The sequence below is a fragment of the Aquipuribacter hungaricus genome, assembly GCF_037860755.1.
GTDB classification, from domain to species: Bacteria; Actinomycetota; Actinomycetes; order Actinomycetales; family JBBAYJ01; genus Aquipuribacter; species Aquipuribacter hungaricus.
In genome coordinates, this window is sequence record NZ_JBBEOI010000072.1 from 1 (window position 1) to 15,518 (window position 15,518).

A 15,518-nucleotide genomic window follows, 5' to 3' on the forward strand; every position below is an offset into this window, starting at 1 on the left:
GCCAGAGGCGAAAGTCCCCCGGGCCGGGGGCGTACCGGCGGCAGGGTGGCCGCCGGTCGGGAGCCGGTCGGCGCCGGTCGTCAGGGCGGGCCCCGGCCCCCGCCCTCGGCACCGGGCAGGGGGACCGACCAGGAGAGCCGGGTCCCGCCCCCTGCGCGGGCCACCACCTCGAAGCGGCCGTCCAGCGCCTCCGCGCGCCGGGCGAGGTTCCGGAGCCCGCTGGACGGCCCGGCACCGGCCAGGCCCCTGCCGTCGTCCAGCACCTCGACCGTCAGCCGTCGTGGCCCGGCCGTGACGAGCACGTCCACGCGCCGGGCGCAGGCGTGGCGTCCCACGTTGGTCAGCCCTTCCCGGACCACCGCGAGCAGGTCGCCGCGCACCGGCTCGGGCACGAGCAGGTCCAGCGGCCCGCGCAGGGTGACCTCCGGCGGGCCGGGCAGCAGGACCGTGGTCGCCGCGACGACGTCGAGGACCTGCGCCCGCAGCCCCGGCTCGCTCCCCGGCGCCCGGTGCAGCCCGAAGATGGTGGTGCGGATCTGCCGGATGGTCGCGTCGATCTCGTCGATCTGGCTGCTCAGCCGGTCGGTGTGCGCTCCCGGCCCCAGGGCCGTGCACACGCTCTGGATGTTCAGCCCCGCGGCGAAGAGCCGCTGCACCACGTGGTCGTGGAGGTCGCCGGCGATGCGTTCCCGCTCCTCGAGCTCCTGGGCCCGCAGCCGTACCTGCCGGGCGTCGGCCCGCTCCAGGGCGAGCGCCGCCTGCCCCGCGAAGGACGCGACGACGTCGAGGTCGCCCTGGGAGAAGCGGCGCCCGGCCTCGTCACGAGCCACGAGCAGGCTGCCCCGCACGCCGCCGGCCGCCACGAGCGGTACCGCCATCACCGGTCCGAGCACCGCCGAGGCGAGCAGCGCGACCGTCCCCCAGCTGTCCCGCAGCTGGGGCCTGCCTGTCCGCATCGAGGTGCCCGCGAGCGTGCCCGCGGCCGGGAACCTGACCGCGACCAGGCTCTCGCTGCTCCTGCCCGCGGCACGGTGGACGGCGAGCTCGCCGTCGGGTGCCCCTGCCTCGACGGGCAGGACCACGGCGACGAGGTCGGCACGGGCCAGCTCCAGGACGCGCCGGGCGACCAGCTGGAGGGCGTCGCCGGGGTCGTCGTCGGTCAGCAGCTCCTGCGTGATCTGCGCGTAGGCGGCCGACCACGTCTCGCGCCGCAGCGACTCGTCCAGCAGGCGGGCGTGGGCGATCGACACCCCGGCCGTGGCCGCCAGCGCCTCCAGCAGCCCCTGGTCGGCCGGGGTGAACGCCGCGGGCCTGGGGTCGGCGAGGTACAGGTAGCCGAACAGCTCGTCGCGCACCCTCACGGGGACACCGAGGAAGCTGCTCGTGGCGACGCCGTCATCGGCGCCGGCCGGCCGCGCGGGCGTCGGCGCCGTCATCCAGGCCGGCCGGGGGTCGTCCTCGACGGCAGGGCTGCCGCGGGCCGGGCGGCGTGACCGCTGGGTCGCGGCGACCTCGTCCGGCCCCGCCTCGATGAGCTCGTCCAGGCGGCCGTCCGAGCCCACCGTCCCGATCGCGCCGTAGGCGGCGCCCACCATGTCGGTCGCGGCCTCCACGACGTGCCGGAGGACCGTCGACAGCTCCAGGTCCTCGGCGACGAGCCGGTTGGCCACCAGGAGGCGCTCCAGCCGCGCCGCCGCCGCCCGCGCGTCAGGCACCCTCGCCCTGCCCCCGGGTCGCCGCGTCCCCTGCCGGGACGGGGTGGTGCCTGGTCGCGGCCACGCGCCATCATCCACCCGGCCGGACCCGACGGGCCGGGACGAAGGGCCCGGGACGGCGGGCCCTGCGCCCGTGGGCGGACCTCGCGAGCAGGTCGAGAGTCGTGCGGTGCAGACGGGACCAGGAGCGCGGACCGCGGGCCGGGGTGCCGGAGGGCACCGGCGCGGGTCGCAGGGAGGACAGTGGTGGGCATGGCGGCGCCAGTGATCCGGGTGTTCCTGCTCGACGACCACGAGGTCGTCCGGCAGGGGCTTCGCGCCCTGCTCGAGGGTGCCGGCGACATCGAGGTCGTCGGCGAGTCCGGCTCGGCGGTCGAGGCCACCCGCCGCATCCCCGCGCTGCGTCCCGACGTCGCCGTCCTCGACGGCCGCCTCGGGGACGGCTCCGGCATCGAGGTCTGCCGGGAGGTCCGCTCGCAGGACCCCACGATCCGGGCCCTCGTCCTCACCTCCTACGACGACGACGAGGCCCTGTTCGCCGCCATCATGGCCGGCGCCGCCGGCTACCTGCTCAAGGAGATCAAGGGCACCGACCTCGTCGAGGCCGTCCGCCAGGTCGCCGGGGGCCGCTCCCTCATCGACCCGGCCCTCGTCGCCCGCGTCCTGGACCGGGTCCGCAACCCCGCCGCCGTGGCCCCCGAGCTCTCCTCGCTCACCGAGCAGGAGCGCAGGCTGCTGGGCCACATCACGGAGGGCCTCACCAACCGCCAGATCGCGGCGCAGATGGGCCTGGCGGAGAAGACCGTGAAGAACTACGTCTCCAACATCCTCACCAAGCTCGGCCTGGACAGCCGCACCCAGGCCGCCCTCATGGCCACCAGGCTCCGGCACGCCCCGTAGAGGACGATGGACCCCGCCCGGGGGGACCGAGTGCCCTGGCCGGCACCAGGTCCTGCGCGCCACGGTGGCGGCCATGCGAAGCACCCTGCACACGCCGCCCCGCCAGCTCGCCCACCATGTCGCCGACGAGCTCGCCTGGTCCCCGGACGCGGGCGCCGGCCGGGTCACGGTGCAGGTGAGCGCGGCGGTGGTGACGCTGACCGGAGAGGTCGGCAGCGTGCGGGAGCAGGGCGCCACCGTGCGGGCGGCGCTGCGCGTGCGCGGCGTCGGCGGGGTCGTGGACCTGCTGACCGTCGGGCCGGCCGCCCGGTCACGACCCGACGCGGACCTCGCCCGCGACGCCACCGCGGCGCTCGCCCTCGCCGGCACGGACGCCGCGGGCGTGCTGGCCACCTCTGCCGGGCAGGTGATCACCCTGACCGGGACCGTGCGGTGGCACTTCCAGCGGACCGACGCCGAGGCGGCCGTCCGCGCCGTCCCCGGGTCTGCCGGGGTGGTCAACGCCGTCGCCCTGGTCCCCGACCGCCCGTTCGCCCCGCTGCAGGCCGCCTCCTCCGTCACCGCGGCCCTGCACCGCAGCGCCGCGGTGGACGCCGACAACGTGCACGTCACCACCAGCGGCAGCACCATCGAGCTGTTCGGGCACGTCCCCTCCGCCACCCAGCGCGACGAGGCCGGCCGCGCCGCCTGGTCGACGCCCGGCGTGACCGACGTGGCGAACAACCTCCGGGTGCTGGACTTCGACCCCGAGGACTGAGCGCGTCGGCAGGGCACCGCCGGGACGGGGGCCTCCCCCGGCGGGTCTTTCGGCCGTGGTCCTGATCCCTTTCATGCAGGCACGCTCGACGGCATGGCACCCCAGACGGCACCAGGAAGCATCGTGGTCGGCATCGACGGCTCGGCGGGCTCGCTCGAGGCCCTGGACTGGGCCACGGACCAGGCGGCCCGCGAGCACCGTCCCCTCACGCTGCTGCACGGCGCGGACCCGGTGGCGTTCGCGGGCGGGGGCGACTACCCGGGGGCCGAGCACGACTACACCGGCCTGCGCGACGAGGTCCGCCAGAGGGACGTCGCCATGCTGGAGGCCGCGACCGCACGGGTCCGGGCCCGCCACCCCGACGTCGAGGTGGGCAGCGTGCTCAGCGGTGACGACCCCCGCAACGCCCTGCTGCAGCTGGGCGAGACGGCGGCCATGGTGGTCCTGGGCTCCCGCGGCCTCGGCCCTGTGGCGTCCCTGCTGCTGGGGTCGGTGAGCGTCGCGGTGTCGCGGCACGCCACCTGCCCCGTGGTCGTGCTGCGACCCGACAGCCTCGCGGGCGGCGGGGTGATGGTCGGCGTCGACGGCACCGAGCACTCGCTGCCGGCCGTGGAGTTCGCCTTCGGGATGGCGTCCCTGCGCGGCTGCCCGCTGACCGTCGTGCACTGCTACCGCGACCCCGCCCACCGCCCCGGCGGCCAGGTCGGGGCCGACGGCGGCCCCGACCTCGGCGAGGAGGAGGCCCTCACCGCGGAGGCCCTCGCCGGGATGGGCGAGAAGTTCCCCGACGTCCCCGTGGACGTGCACCTGGTCCCCGGGCGCGGGGCGCGCGAGCTGCTGGCCGCGTCGGAGGGCTTCGCGCTGCTCGTCGTGGGGCACCACCGCCGGGCACCGCTGCACGGGCTGCTGCACGACCCCGTCGCGACGACGCTGCTGGAGCACGCCCGCTGCCCCGTGGCCGTCGTGCCGTCCCTCTGACCGCACGCCGTGCGGTGACCAGGGCCCAAGGACGACCTGGGGGCGCCTCGTCGGCGCCCCCAGGCGGCGCGACTACCTGAGGGCGCCGTAGCGGGTGACCAGGGGGAGCTCCTCCCAGCGGCGGCCGAGGCCCAGGGTCCGCCCGGCGCTGGTGAGCGCCAGCAGGACCAGGACCAGCGCGTAGACCAGGTGGTCGTCCACGACCGGGTTGTTGGCCGGGGGCAGGACCGCGGCCCACATCAGGACGAGCAGGGCCGAGCCGGAGACCGCCGCGACGCGCATCCCGATCCCCAGCACCAGGGCCGACCCGATGCCGAGCAGCGCGGCCATGAACAGCCAGTCCGCCCAGCCGGCGCCGGCGATGGCGGTGAAGGCGGGGGCGAACGGGCCGGTGGGCGCGTTGCCGAGGAACCCGGCGGTCGGGCTCCCGCCGTCGATCCACGCGCCGTCGGCGGGCGTCGCGCGACCGAGGCCGAGGAGCTTGTCGACGAAGGCCCAGAGGAAGACCCAGCCGAGCGAGAGCCGGAGGGCGGCGAGGGTGTACCGGTAGGCGAGGTGCTGGCGGGTCTCCTCGACCGTGGGCTCGGCGGCGTGGGCGTCGTCGCGCAGGACGCCTCGGGCCCCGGCGCGGGTGGGCCGTGCCGGGTGGGTGGGGACAGCCATGGTGGGCTCCGGTGCTCGGTGCCCGCCTGGTGCGGGCGACGGCCCGATGCTCCGGTCGCGCCGGTCGCGCGCCCAGGGTCGAAGGTCCCCGCCCGGCCGGGAGTGCAGGGGACCGGCCGGGACGACGGGTCACGGGACCAGCAGGGCGGAGCACCGCTGGGCCGGCCATGACGGCGGCACCGACGGCGGTCGCGGGTCCGCTGACGGTGGTCGCCGTCAGGATGGGGCCGTGGACGACGGCGGCGGGACCGACAACGGCGACCGGCACGGGATTACCGAGCCCGCGCACCGGGGGGACGAGGGCACCGCGCTGCTCGGCTTCCTGCAGCGCCAGCGCGGGCTCGTGGCCTGGAAGGTCGGTGGTGCCTCGGAGGCGGCGCTGCGGTCGGTGGCCACGCCCTCCGGCCTGGACGCGCACGGCGTGGTGCGGCACCTGACCAACGTCGAGCGCTCCTGGCTCCGCGACGTCTTCGACGGCCAGGAGGGGCTGGCCTTCGACTGGACGGACGACGACCCCGACGGCGAGCTGCACGTGCCCGACGGCGTGATGATGGAGCAGCTGCTCGAGGACTACGCGGCCGAGGCCGCGCGTTGCGACGCGGTCGTGGCCGCGCACCGGCTGGACGACGTCTCCGCCCGGCGGGGCTATTCGCTGCGCTGGGTCCTGCTCCACCTCGTCGAGGAGACGGCCCGGCACCTCGGCCACCTCGACCTGCTCCGCGAGCTTGCCGACGGCAGCACCGGCGAGGAGCCCGCCGGCTGACGCGGAGGCCGGTCCCGGTCCGTGCGGTCCCCCACCAGCCCCCGGTACCGGCCCGGACGGCAGGATGACGCCGCGGCTGGAGCATCCGCACCGACCACCCTGGTGACCGCCCGTCTGCTCCTGCGTCCTCGCCGGGTCGAGGAGGCCGACGTCTACCGGCGGCTGTGGACCGAGCGGGACCCCCGGGTGCCGGACCACCGGCGGATCGATGCCTCGGGGCAGCCGGACCTGGCCGCCATCGCCGCGTACCTGCGCACGGAGCAGGAGGGGCCGGGGCTCGGCCTGCTGGCGGTGCTGCGCAAGGACGTGGGGGACGTCGTCGGGTACTGCGGGCTCGTCACGACCGGCAACGGCTCTCCGGAGGAGCCCGAGCTGGCCTTCGAGCTCCTGTCCCACGTGCACGGGTCGGGCTACGCCACGGAGGCGGGGGGGGCGGTGGTCGCCTGGGCGGACCGCGCCGGCCACGAGCGGCTGTGGGCCGGTGTCCGCGCCTGGAACATCGCCTCCCGGCGGGTGCTGGTCAAGCTCGGCTTCCGCGAGAGCGGCCAGGTCGAACGCGACCCCGTGCACGGTGACAGCCTGCTCATGGTGCGGACCGCGGGACGGGCCTCCCGGTAGCCGACCGGGAGCGCTGCTGGGGCGCCGGGTCGCGACCCGGTCCGGACGCGTCAGGCGAGCCGGAGGTCCTGCTGCTCGAGCTCGGCCTCGATGACCGCCAGCGCCCTGGGCCCGACCCCGTGGAGCCGGGACAGGTCGGACCGGGGCACGCCGGCCAGCTGTCCGAGGGAGGTGTACCCGGCACCCTCGAGGGCGCGCGTCGCGGGGGCTCCGACCTGGGGCAGCGCGTCCAGCGGCGTGGGCACCCGGTCACGGTGCCAGGCCCGGTCACGGCGTCCAGCACGCCAGCGCCCTCCGTCGCGCGCTCCGCTGCGCTGGTAGGCATCTCCTATGCCCTCCCCCGGCACCGAGGACCCGACCGCAGCCACCGGCTACGACAGCTTCGCGGCGGCGTACGCCCGGGCCAACGAGTCCAGCCTGCACAACCGCTACTACGAACGACCGGCCATGGTCCGGCTCGCCGGCGACGTCGAGGGGCACCGCGTCCTCGACGCCGGCTGCGGGTCCGGCCCCCTGGGCGCGGCGCTGCGGGAGAAGGGGGCGGTCGTCACCGGCTTCGACTCCAGCCCCGCCATGGTCGAGCTGGCCCGGCAGCGGCTCGGCGCGGACGCCGACCTCCACGTCGCCGACCTCGGCGGGCCGCTCCCCTTCGACGACGGCACCTTCGACGACGTGGTCGCCTCGCTGGTCCTGCACTACCTCCAGGACTGGGTGGCCCCGCTGCGAGAGCTGCGGCGGGTCCTGCGCAGCGACGGTCGGGTCGTCCTCTCGGTGCCCCACCCGAGCGTCTACCTCGTCAACTACGGGGGCAGCACGTACTTCGACGTGACCCGGTACTCGGAGGAGTTCACCTTCGACGGCCAGGACGCGGTCCTCACGTACTGGCACCGTCCGCTGCACGCCATGTCCGACGCGTTCACCGAGGCCGGCTTCCGGATCGCGCTCCTCAGCGAGCCGCCCTTCGACGCCGACACCCCCCGGGAGCTGCTCCCCGAGCACCTGCGCGACCGGACGGCGTTCGTCTGCTTCCTCTTCGTCGTCCTCGAACCGTGCTGAGGTGAGGGCGTGAGCGCCGGCGGTCCCGTGCTCGGGCTGCGGGAGCTCAACAGGGCCCTGATGGCGCGGCAGCTGCTCGACAGCCGGTCGGGCATGGGTGCCCTGCCGGCCGTCGCGCACCTGGTGGGCATCCAGGCCCAGGCGGTGAGACCGCCGTACGTCGGGCTGTGGACCCGCCTAGACGGCTTCGCCCTCGACGACCTGGAGCGGCTGCTCCTGGACCGCAGCGTGGTCCGCGTCGCCCTGATGCGCTCGACCCTGCACCTGGTCACCGCGCAGGACTGCCTGGCGCTCCGGCCGCTGCTGGCGGAGCAGCTCGCACGGGTCGCACGGGGGCAGTTCGGGCGGCAGGTCGCCGGCGTCGACCTGGCCGAGCTGGCGCGGCTCACGACCGCCCTCGTGGAGGAGCGGCCGCTGGGCTTCGCCGAGCTCGGCGAGCGTCTGCAGCAGGCCTGGCCCGACCGGGACGCCGGCGCGCTGGCGCAGACCGCCCGGAACCTCGTGCCGCTGGTGCAGGTGCCGCCCCGCGGGCTCTGGGGCAGCACCGCGCCCCCGACGCACACCACCGTCACCTCGTGGCTCGGGCAGGCGGAGGACACTGGCCCGTCGCTGGAGGACTACGTGCTGCGGTACCTCTCGGCGTACGGCCCGGCCAGCGTGCAGGACATGCAGAAGTGGTCGGGCTTGACCCGCCTCCAGGCAGTGGTCACGCGGCTGGCCCCGCAGCTGCGCACCTCCAGGGACGACCGGGGCCGCACGCTGTACGACCTGGCCGGCGCGGAGCCGGCCGAGCCGGACCGGGAGCTCCCGGTGCGGTATCTGTCGGAGTTCGACGACGCGCTGCTCGGCCACGTCGACCGGCGACGCGTCCTCGCGGAGGAGCACGGCGCGCAGGTCTTCACCACCGGCGGCATCATCCGGGCGACGGTGCTCGTGGACGGGTTCGTCGCGGGCACCTGGCGCTTCGAGACCAGCGGGTCGCGGCCCGGGATCACCGTCCGCCCCTTCGCGCCCCTCCCCGCCACGACGCAGGCACAGCTGGCCGAGGAGGGCGCGAGGCTGCTCAGGGCAGTGGACGCCGACACCTCCGACGACCCTCGCGTGCGGTTCGAGAGCCCGGCGTAGGCGGGACCCGCCCTACCCGATGAGCGGACGGGTCTCGGGCAGCCGGTAGAGCTTGCTCCTGTCGCGCAGGGCCAGGGCGCTGACCAGGGCGACGGGGCCGATGCGCCCGACGAACATGCAGACGATGAGCACCCACTTGCCCAGCGCGGGCAGGTCGGCGGTGATGCCCGTGGACAGCCCCACCGTGGCGGTGGCGGACACCACCTCGAACACGACCTGCGCGGTCGTGGCGTCGGCGATGCGGAGCAGCACCGTGGAGGCCGTGACCACGACGGCGAGGGTGAGCGCCAGCACGGCCAGCGCCTGCCGGAGCACCTGCGGCGGGACGCGGCGGCCCATGACGTCGGTGTCGGAGTCTCCCCTGGCCTCGGCGACGACGGCGGCCACCAGCACCGCGAGGGTCCCGACCTTGATGCCGCCGGCCGTGCCGCCCGAGCCGCCGCCGACGATCATCAGCAGGTTGGTGACGAACAGCGACGCCTCGGTCGCCTGGCCGTAGTCGATGGTGTTGAAGCCGGCGGTGCGGGCCGTGACCGACATGAAGAGCGGGATCCAGAGCCGGTCGGCGACCGACCCGTCCCCGCTGGTCGGCTCGTGCTGCCACTCCAGCACCACGAAGACGAGCGCTCCGAGCAGCAGGAGGACGCCGGTCGTGAGCAGGGTGAGCCGGGTGTGCACCGACCAGCGGCCCGGCCGGTGCCGCCGCAGCACCTCCCGCAGGACGGGGAAGCCGATGCCTCCCAGGACGACGGCGACCATGACCGGCCCGGTCACCCAGGCGTCGTCGTCGAAGCCCACGAGGTTGTCGCTGAACAGCGAGAACCCGGCGTTGTTGAACGCGGACACGGAGTGGAACACCCCCAGCCACAGCGCCCTGCCGGGCGGCTCGCCGTAGCCGAGCCAGAAGCGGAGGGACAGGCACACGGCGACGACCACCTCGATGACCAGCGAGGTGGTCACGATGCCCAGCACCACCGCCCGGGCGTCGGCCAGGGCGTCCGCGGACGTGCCCGCCGCGGCGCGCAGCCGGTCCTGCAGCCCGACCTTCCGGGCCACGAGCAGCGCCAGGAGCGTGGCCAGGGTGGCGACGCCGAGGCCGCCCAGCTGGACGAACAGCAGGATCGCCGCCTCGCCCGCCGTGGACCAGTACACGGGGGTGTCCACCACGATGTGCCCGGTGACGCACACGGCCGACGTGGCCGTGAACACCGCGACCAGGAACGGCGCGGAGGACCCGTCGGCGGTGGCCCAGGGGCTCATCAGCACCAGGGTCGCGACGGCGACCGCGGCGGCGAACCCGACCGGGATGAGCCGCAGCGGGGTACCCAGCCGCGTCTCGACCCACTCCACCGCGCGCCTGCCGCGCGCACCCCGACCCGCACGCACGACCACGTGCGCCGACGCTAGGCGCCCCCGGCGCGGGACGACCCCGAGAACCGGGGCAGCCGGGGTCCGGGAACCATCCGGGAGTGCGGAGGACCGACCACCCGCCGCAGCCACAGCAGGACCGGCGGCAGGACCAGCTCCACCGACGTGCGCGAGCCCGCCGGCGTCTGACCGGGTCCGACCTTCACCGCCGGGGGTGGGGGCACCTCCCGCGCGGAGGTGGCTCGGCCCCGTGACGTCCGCTCAGGGGACGTGCGGGGCGAGGACGGCCAGCATCTGCAGCTTGTCGTGGCTCTCGGTGCCCGGGACCGCCGTGTAGACGAGCAACGAGTGCGACTGCTGGTGGTCGTGCAAGCGCTGGCAGTGCAGCTCGAGGGCGCCCACGTCGGGGTGGTCGAAGCGCTTGACGTCGTCGGGGCGGACGCCGATCTCGTGCTCCGCCCACAGGGCGCGGAACTCCTCGCTGCGCTCCAGCAGCAGCCCGGCGAGCAGGGCTGCGCGAGACCCAGGTCCCCGCATGCCGAGGACCTGCCGCAGGCCCGAGGCGTACGACCGTGACAGGAGCGCCCGGTCCTCCGGGACGTACAGCCGACGCTCGTCAGGGTCGGTGAACCAGCGGTAGCCGCGGCTGCGGGCGTGCCCCGTGTGCCGGGTCGCGTCCCCGGTGAGGGCGACGCCGAGGCGGGACTGCCTCAGCGTGTCGCCCAGCTCGGTGACGATCTCCGCCGGGGTGTCGTCCAGCCGGTCCAGCACGCGCAGCAGCCCCGGGCTGATGTGCTCGCTCGTGGAGCCCCGGGGCGGCGGGGTGTGCCCCGCCAGGCGGAACAGGTGGTCCCGCTCGTCGAGGGTCAGGTGCAGGCCCTGGGCGATGGAGGAGATCATCTGCTCGGACGGGTGGGGTCCCCGCTGACGCTCGATCCGCGCGTAGTAGTCCGTGGAGATGTGGCACAGGACCGCGACCTCCTCCCGGCGCAGGCCCCCGGTCCGCCGGCGCTGGCCACGGGGCATCCCGACGTCCTCTGGCTGCAGGGACTCCCGCCGGTTCCGGAGGAACTCCGCCAGCCCGGCCCTGTCGATCACGGCTGCACACGTCCTGTCGTCATCCTTCGTTCCTACCGTCCCCCCGCCGGCGCAGCCACGGCCTCCGGGTCCCCCCTTCCCCACGGCGGGCACGCACCTCCGCCGCGCCGGGCCGCCGCTGGACGACGACGGCGGTGGGCCACCCCCTCCCGAAGGGACCGTCCGGCGGGGGTCACGGCCAGGCGGTGAGGTCCAGCTCCTGGAAGTCGGCGACCTCGGGGGCCCACCGCTCCCGCACGAACCTGACGTGCTCGGGGTGCTCGTCGTAGGCGCGGTACGCCTGCTCGTCGGAGAACCGCATCGAGAGCTGGAACCGGTGCGGGCTCTGCGGGCTGACCTGCCGATGGACGGCGAGATCCTGCACGCCCGGCACGGCGGACAGCACCGCCCGGGCACGGGTGAGGAACTCCACCTCGGCCTCGGAGCCCTCGGGGTGCACGAGGCAGAAGCTGACGGTGTGCGTGATCACGAGGGTCGTCCGTCCTGCCGCCGGTCCGGGGGTGCCTCCACGCCCAGGAAGTCCGCGAGCAGAGCCCGGAAGGCGTCCGGGTGCTCGACGGCGGGCGCGTGGCCGCACCGGTCGAGGACGTGCAGCCGCGCGTCGGGCAGCGACGCGAGCAGCGCGGGCACCGACGTGGCGAGCGGCGTCACCGTGTCCTGGGCGCCGTGCACGAGCAGCACGGGGGCGCGGACGCCGGCGAGCTCGGCGGGCGCGAGGGCGAGGTCGTCGACCCACCGCTGCCGCGGCGGGGGGAACAGCCCCTCGAAGGCGGCCTCGCCCGCCTCCATGGCCGCCGCGCGCGCCGTGACCGCCTGCTCGCCCACCAGGGCAGGGTCGAGCAGCAGCCTCGACAGCATGTCCCGGGCGCCGTCCCTGCCCGGCGGCGCGGCCCAGACGGCCTCGAGGTCGGGCGACAGCGGCGCCCCGGGGGCCCCCATCGCGGACACCGCGACGACCCCGGCCACCTGCGAGGGCCGCGCGACGGCCAGCGACAGCGCGACGGCCGCCCCCATGGAGTGCCCGACCACGACGTACCGGTCCAGGCCCAGCGCGTCCACGAGACCGGACGCCTGCTCGGTCCACGTCCGGCGCCCGCCGCGGGACCCCGGCGGGAGCGGTGTCCCGCCGAACCCCGCGAGGTCCGGGGCGACGAGCCTGCACGACCCGGCCAGCGCCTCCGCCGTGGCGCCCCACGACCCCGCGCCCGTGGTCCCCGGGCCGGAGCCGTGGAGCAGGAGCACCGCCGGGCCGGACCCCACGTCGAGGACCTGCACCGCCGAGCCGCGCACGAGGACGGTCCGGCCCGCCGCCACCCCCGTCGCGGTCGGGCCGGACCCGGCGGTGCGGCTCTCAGGCAGGGACGGACGCGGCGTGCCGCGCGAAGAGCTCCATCATGGCCCGCCCGAACTGGGGCATGTCCGGCCAGCCCCGGCACGAGACGAGGTTGCCGTCGACGACGTCCGGCGCGTCGACGACGGTCGCGCCGGCGTTCTCCATGTCGCCCGTGATGGGCGGGAAGCACGCGGTCTTCCGGCCCTTGAGCAGCCCGTACACGGCGGGCACCTGCGCGCCGTGGCACACCAGGGCGATCGGCAGGTCGCGGGCGAAGAAGTGCTCGGTGATGCGGCGGACGTCGGCGTCCACGCGGATCCACTCCGGCGCCCGCCCGCCCGGGATGATGAGGGCGTCGTAGCGCTCGACGTCGACCTCGGACCACGGCACGTCGACGGGCAGCCGGCGGCCCGGCTTCTCCACGTAGGCGTCCGAGCCCGGGTCGAACTCGTGGATGACGAGCTGCACGTCGCGCAGGGTCCGGGAGGAGACGTCGACGTCCCAGCCGCCCTCCTGCACGCGGTAGTAGGGGTACATGGTGTCGAGCTCCTCGGCGGCGTCGCCGGTCAGGAGCAGCGCTCTGGGCACTGCGTCTCCTCGCACTCGTCGATGGGTGGCGGATCGGATCCGATCGGATCGACGTGCAGGATTGCGGTGACCGCCTCCCGCGTCAAGACCCCTCGCGGCCGCCGTCGTCCCCGTCTGCACCGGCTGCCCCGGCTGCCCCCGCTGCCTCCGCCGCGTCGAAGAGCGCCCCGAAGCGCTCGCCCGAGCGGAGGATGTGCGTGCGCATCGCCCAGGCCGCGGCGTCCGGGTCCCGGCTGGCCACCGCCTCGAGCACCTCGTCGTGCTCGGCCGTCGCCAGCGACGTCACCTGGGTGTCGAAGAGCAGGCGGAACAGGTGCACGTGGGTGTGCAGCCGGGCCAGCGCCTCGCGCACCAGGGCGTTGCCCCCGCTCAGGGCGACGAGGTCGTGGAAGGCGGCGTCCCGGCGGCCGAACGCGCCGTAGGCCAGGTGCCCGTCGCCGCCGGCGAGGTCCGCCATCTCCGCCAGCATCTGCCGCATCCCGCGCACGTGCTCCGGCGTGGCGCGCTCGGCCGCCCGCCGGGCCGCCGCGGGCTCCAGCAGCAGCCGGACCTCGAGCATGTCCTCGAAGCGCCCCCGGGTGATCTGCGGAGGGATGCGGTAGCCGGCGTGGTGGACGCGCACGACGAGCCCGTCGGCCTCCATCCGGTTGAGGGCGTCCCGGATCGGGGTCTGGGAGACCCCCAGCTCGCGCGCCAGGGCGTCGATGGTGACGCGCGAACCCGGCACGATCCGCAGCGACATCAGCTGCGCGAGCAGCGTGTCGTACACCTCGTCCGCCAGCCGCTTGCGGGGCCGGCCCCCCGTCCGGCCGTCGTCCTCGGCCTGGTCCTGCTGCTGCTCGGGCGTCTGGTCGCCGTCCACGTGGGCGTCCGCCCCCTCTCCGGGGTCTGGGTGGGTGCCCCCGGAAGGGTGCCCGAGGACCGGCTCGTGCGGGGCTGTTGACACCGGCTCGATCGCGGCCCCATGCTCTGGCTCGCCGGATCGTATAGGAAACGGGCAGGCCACCATCCCGGGACGACGCCGTCCGGGGGTGCCCTCCGCTCCTGTTCCCCACCAGCCGTCTACCGCTTGGAGCTCGTCGATGAGCATGCTCGCCGTCCTGCGCGGACCCCGCCAGGTGCTGTTCGGCGCGGGCCAGCGCCGCGCCCTGGGCACCGTCGTGGCCGCCCTCGGGTCACGGGCCCTGGTCTGCACCGACGAGCGGTTCGGGGCGACGCGCGAGTTCGCCGAGCTCGTGGCGCTGCTCGAGGCGGCCGGTGTCCGGGTCACCGCCTTCACCGAGGTCCTGCCCGACGTCCCGGTCCACCAGGTGCGCCGCTGCGCCGACCTGGCCGCCGACGCCGCCCCCGACGTGGTGGTCGGCATGGGGGGCGGCAGCTGCATCGACCTGGCCAAGGCGGTGGCCGTGCTGCTGGCCCACGGCGGCGAGCCCTCGGACTACTACGGCGAGCTCCGGGTCCCGGGACCGGTCCTGCCCCTGGTGGCGCTGCCGACCACGGCGGGCACCGGCTCCGAGGTCACCCCGGTGGCGGTCCTCACCGACCCCGCCCGCACGAGCAAGGTGGGCATCTCCAGCCCGCACCTCATCCCGCACACCGCCGTCTGCGACCCGGAGCTGACGCACGGGGCCCCGCCGCCCCTGACCGCGAGCGCCGGTGCCGACGCCCTGTCCCACGTCGTCGAGGCCTTCACCGCGGTCCGCCACGAGCCGAGCGCCACGCTGGCCACCGAGCGTGTCTTCGTCGGCAAGAACGAGCTCACCGACGCCTATGCGCTGCTGGGGGTCCGCCTCATCTCCGGGAGCCTGCACCGGGCCTGGTCGCACCCCGACGACGTCGCGGCCCGCGAGGCGATGATGCTCGGGGCCACGGCGGGGGGCTTCGCCCTCGGCACGGCCGGGACGGCCGCCGCCCACGCGATCCAGTACCCGGTCGGCGCCCTCACGCACACCCCCCACGGGGTCGGCGTCGGCACGCTGCTGCCGTACGTCATGGAGTTCAACCGCCCGGAGCGCGTCCCCGAGCTGGCCACCCTCGCCCGGCACATGGGGGCCGCCGAGGCCTCCGAGGAGGACCTGGCCGACGAGGCCATCACGCGGGTCGCGGACCTGCTCGCCTCTGTCGGCATCCCCCGGACCCTCGCCGACCTGGGGCTGCCCGCCGACCGGCTGCGCTGGACCGCGGAGCAGGCCACAGGCGCCGCCCGCCTGGTGGCGAACAACCCGCGCGCCCTCGACGTGGACGCCCTCGAGCACATCGTCCGTGCCGCGCACTCCGGCGACCGGGCGGCCCTGCGCGACGGGACGGGACCGGCCCTCGCCGGCGCGGCGGCCGGCGCGACCGGGGGTGCCCGGTGACCGTCCTCGACACCGCGCTGCGGCCGGTCCTCGACGCCCTCGACGTGCCCACCGACCTGCTCGTGGACGGCGTCTGGCGGGCTGCGGCGGGCGGTCGTCGGCTCGAGGTGACCGACCCCGCGGACGGGTCCGTGCTGGCCACCGTCGCCGACGCCGGCCCTGCGGACGCGGTCGCGGCCGTCGAGGCCGCCGCGGCGGC

General features: G+C 75.8%; 17 protein-coding genes and 1 pseudogene. 9 read left to right on the forward strand and 9 right to left on the reverse strand.

The window, feature by feature from the left end; all coding sequences use genetic code 11:
• Positions 1-80 precede the first annotated feature (80 nt).
• Positions 81-1,715: a GAF domain-containing protein gene (locus WCS02_RS09595; RefSeq protein WP_340292431.1), complete on the reverse strand. Its 1,635-nt coding sequence runs from the start codon at positions 1,713-1,715 to the stop codon at positions 81-83.
• A 252-nt stretch (positions 1,716-1,967) separates the two neighbouring features.
• Here WCS02_RS09595 and WCS02_RS09600 point away from each other — a divergent pair, with 252 nt between their 5' ends.
• The 3 genes from WCS02_RS09600 (at position 1,968) to WCS02_RS09610 (ending at position 4,350) form a co-directional block, all read left to right on the forward strand.
• A complete protein-coding gene (locus tag WCS02_RS09600; protein WP_340292433.1) occupies positions 1,968-2,615 on the forward strand; it encodes a response regulator in 648 nt (215 codons plus the stop codon).
• A gap of 73 nt (positions 2,616-2,688) precedes the next feature.
• Positions 2,689-3,372 (forward strand): BON domain-containing protein, encoded by a 684-nt coding sequence (locus tag WCS02_RS09605; RefSeq protein WP_340292435.1) that lies wholly within the window; start codon positions 2,689-2,691, stop codon positions 3,370-3,372.
• Between the two features lie 93 nt (positions 3,373-3,465).
• Positions 3,466-4,350, forward strand: coding sequence for a universal stress protein (locus WCS02_RS09610; RefSeq protein WP_340292437.1), 885 nt, complete (start codon positions 3,466-3,468; stop codon positions 4,348-4,350).
• A 72-nt stretch (positions 4,351-4,422) separates the two neighbouring features.
• On the opposite strand, the gene WCS02_RS09615 is transcribed toward WCS02_RS09610, so the two are convergent.
• Positions 4,423-5,013 carry a hypothetical protein gene (locus WCS02_RS09615; protein WP_340292440.1) on the reverse strand — a complete coding sequence of 197 codons (591 nt, stop codon included), beginning with the start codon at positions 5,011-5,013 and terminating at the stop codon, positions 4,423-4,425.
• A 229-nt stretch (positions 5,014-5,242) separates the two neighbouring features.
• Here WCS02_RS09615 and WCS02_RS09620 point away from each other — a divergent pair, with 229 nt between their 5' ends.
• On the forward strand, positions 5,243-5,776 hold the full coding sequence (locus WCS02_RS09620; protein ID WP_340292442.1) for a DinB family protein: 534 nt from the start codon (positions 5,243-5,245) through the stop codon (positions 5,774-5,776).
• 102 nt (positions 5,777-5,878) lie between these two features.
• Positions 5,879-6,394: a GNAT family N-acetyltransferase gene (locus WCS02_RS09625; protein WP_340292444.1), complete on the forward strand. Its 516-nt coding sequence runs from the start codon at positions 5,879-5,881 to the stop codon at positions 6,392-6,394.
• A 50-nt stretch (positions 6,395-6,444) separates the two neighbouring features.
• Here the strand turns inward: WCS02_RS09625 and WCS02_RS09630 are convergent, their stop codons facing one another.
• Positions 6,445-6,639 carry a helix-hairpin-helix domain-containing protein gene (locus WCS02_RS09630; RefSeq protein WP_340292446.1) on the reverse strand — a complete coding sequence of 65 codons (195 nt, stop codon included), beginning with the start codon at positions 6,637-6,639 and terminating at the stop codon, positions 6,445-6,447.
• 85 nt (positions 6,640-6,724) lie between these two features.
• Here WCS02_RS09630 and WCS02_RS09635 point away from each other — a divergent pair, with 85 nt between their 5' ends.
• Together WCS02_RS09635 and WCS02_RS09640 are read left to right on the forward strand one after the other, a co-directional pair.
• Positions 6,725-7,450 (forward strand): class I SAM-dependent methyltransferase, encoded by a 726-nt coding sequence (locus WCS02_RS09635; RefSeq protein WP_340292449.1) that lies wholly within the window; start codon positions 6,725-6,727, stop codon positions 7,448-7,450.
• A 9-nt stretch (positions 7,451-7,459) separates the two neighbouring features.
• The gene (locus WCS02_RS09640; protein ID WP_340292451.1) at positions 7,460-8,575 is read left to right on the forward strand and encodes a winged helix DNA-binding domain-containing protein; all 1,116 of its coding nucleotides are present in this window, start codon (positions 7,460-7,462) and stop codon (positions 8,573-8,575) included.
• Between the two features lie 12 nt (positions 8,576-8,587).
• Here WCS02_RS09640 and WCS02_RS09645 read toward each other — a convergent pair whose 3' ends face one another.
• From WCS02_RS09645 to WCS02_RS09670, 6 genes are all read right to left on the reverse strand, one after another.
• Positions 8,588-9,967: a TrkH family potassium uptake protein gene (locus WCS02_RS09645; RefSeq protein ID WP_340292453.1), complete on the reverse strand. Its 1,380-nt coding sequence runs from the start codon at positions 9,965-9,967 to the stop codon at positions 8,588-8,590.
• A 237-nt stretch (positions 9,968-10,204) separates the two neighbouring features.
• The gene (locus WCS02_RS09650) at positions 10,205-11,041 is read right to left on the reverse strand and encodes a helix-turn-helix transcriptional regulator (protein WP_340292457.1); all 837 of its coding nucleotides are present in this window, start codon (positions 11,039-11,041) and stop codon (positions 10,205-10,207) included.
• A gap of 172 nt (positions 11,042-11,213) precedes the next feature.
• Positions 11,214-11,510 carry a Dabb family protein gene (locus WCS02_RS09655; protein ID WP_340292460.1) on the reverse strand — a complete coding sequence of 99 codons (297 nt, stop codon included), beginning with the start codon at positions 11,508-11,510 and terminating at the stop codon, positions 11,214-11,216.
• Positions 11,507-12,355: an alpha/beta fold hydrolase gene (locus WCS02_RS09660; RefSeq protein ID WP_340292462.1), complete on the reverse strand. Its 849-nt coding sequence runs from the start codon at positions 12,353-12,355 to the stop codon at positions 11,507-11,509. The genes WCS02_RS09655 and WCS02_RS09660 overlap by 4 nt, the downstream gene beginning before the upstream one ends.
• Before the next feature lie 37 nt (positions 12,356-12,392).
• Positions 12,393-12,962 carry a DJ-1/PfpI family protein gene (locus WCS02_RS09665; RefSeq protein WP_340292464.1) on the reverse strand — a complete coding sequence of 190 codons (570 nt, stop codon included), beginning with the start codon at positions 12,960-12,962 and terminating at the stop codon, positions 12,393-12,395.
• 82 nt (positions 12,963-13,044) lie between these two features.
• The gene (locus WCS02_RS09670) at positions 13,045-13,824 is read right to left on the reverse strand and encodes a GntR family transcriptional regulator (RefSeq protein WP_340292466.1); all 780 of its coding nucleotides are present in this window, start codon (positions 13,822-13,824) and stop codon (positions 13,045-13,047) included.
• Positions 13,825-14,044: 220 nt separating this feature from the next.
• Between WCS02_RS09670 and WCS02_RS09675 the strand changes: the two genes are divergently transcribed.
• Both WCS02_RS09675 and WCS02_RS09680 read left to right on the forward strand, forming a co-directional pair.
• The gene (locus WCS02_RS09675) at positions 14,045-15,319 is read left to right on the forward strand and encodes an iron-containing alcohol dehydrogenase (RefSeq protein WP_340292468.1); all 1,275 of its coding nucleotides are present in this window, start codon (positions 14,045-14,047) and stop codon (positions 15,317-15,319) included.
• Positions 15,316-15,518, forward strand: a pseudogene (locus tag WCS02_RS09680) (NAD-dependent succinate-semialdehyde dehydrogenase); the annotation flags it as partial. The gene WCS02_RS09675 and the pseudogene WCS02_RS09680, both read left to right, overlap by 4 nt.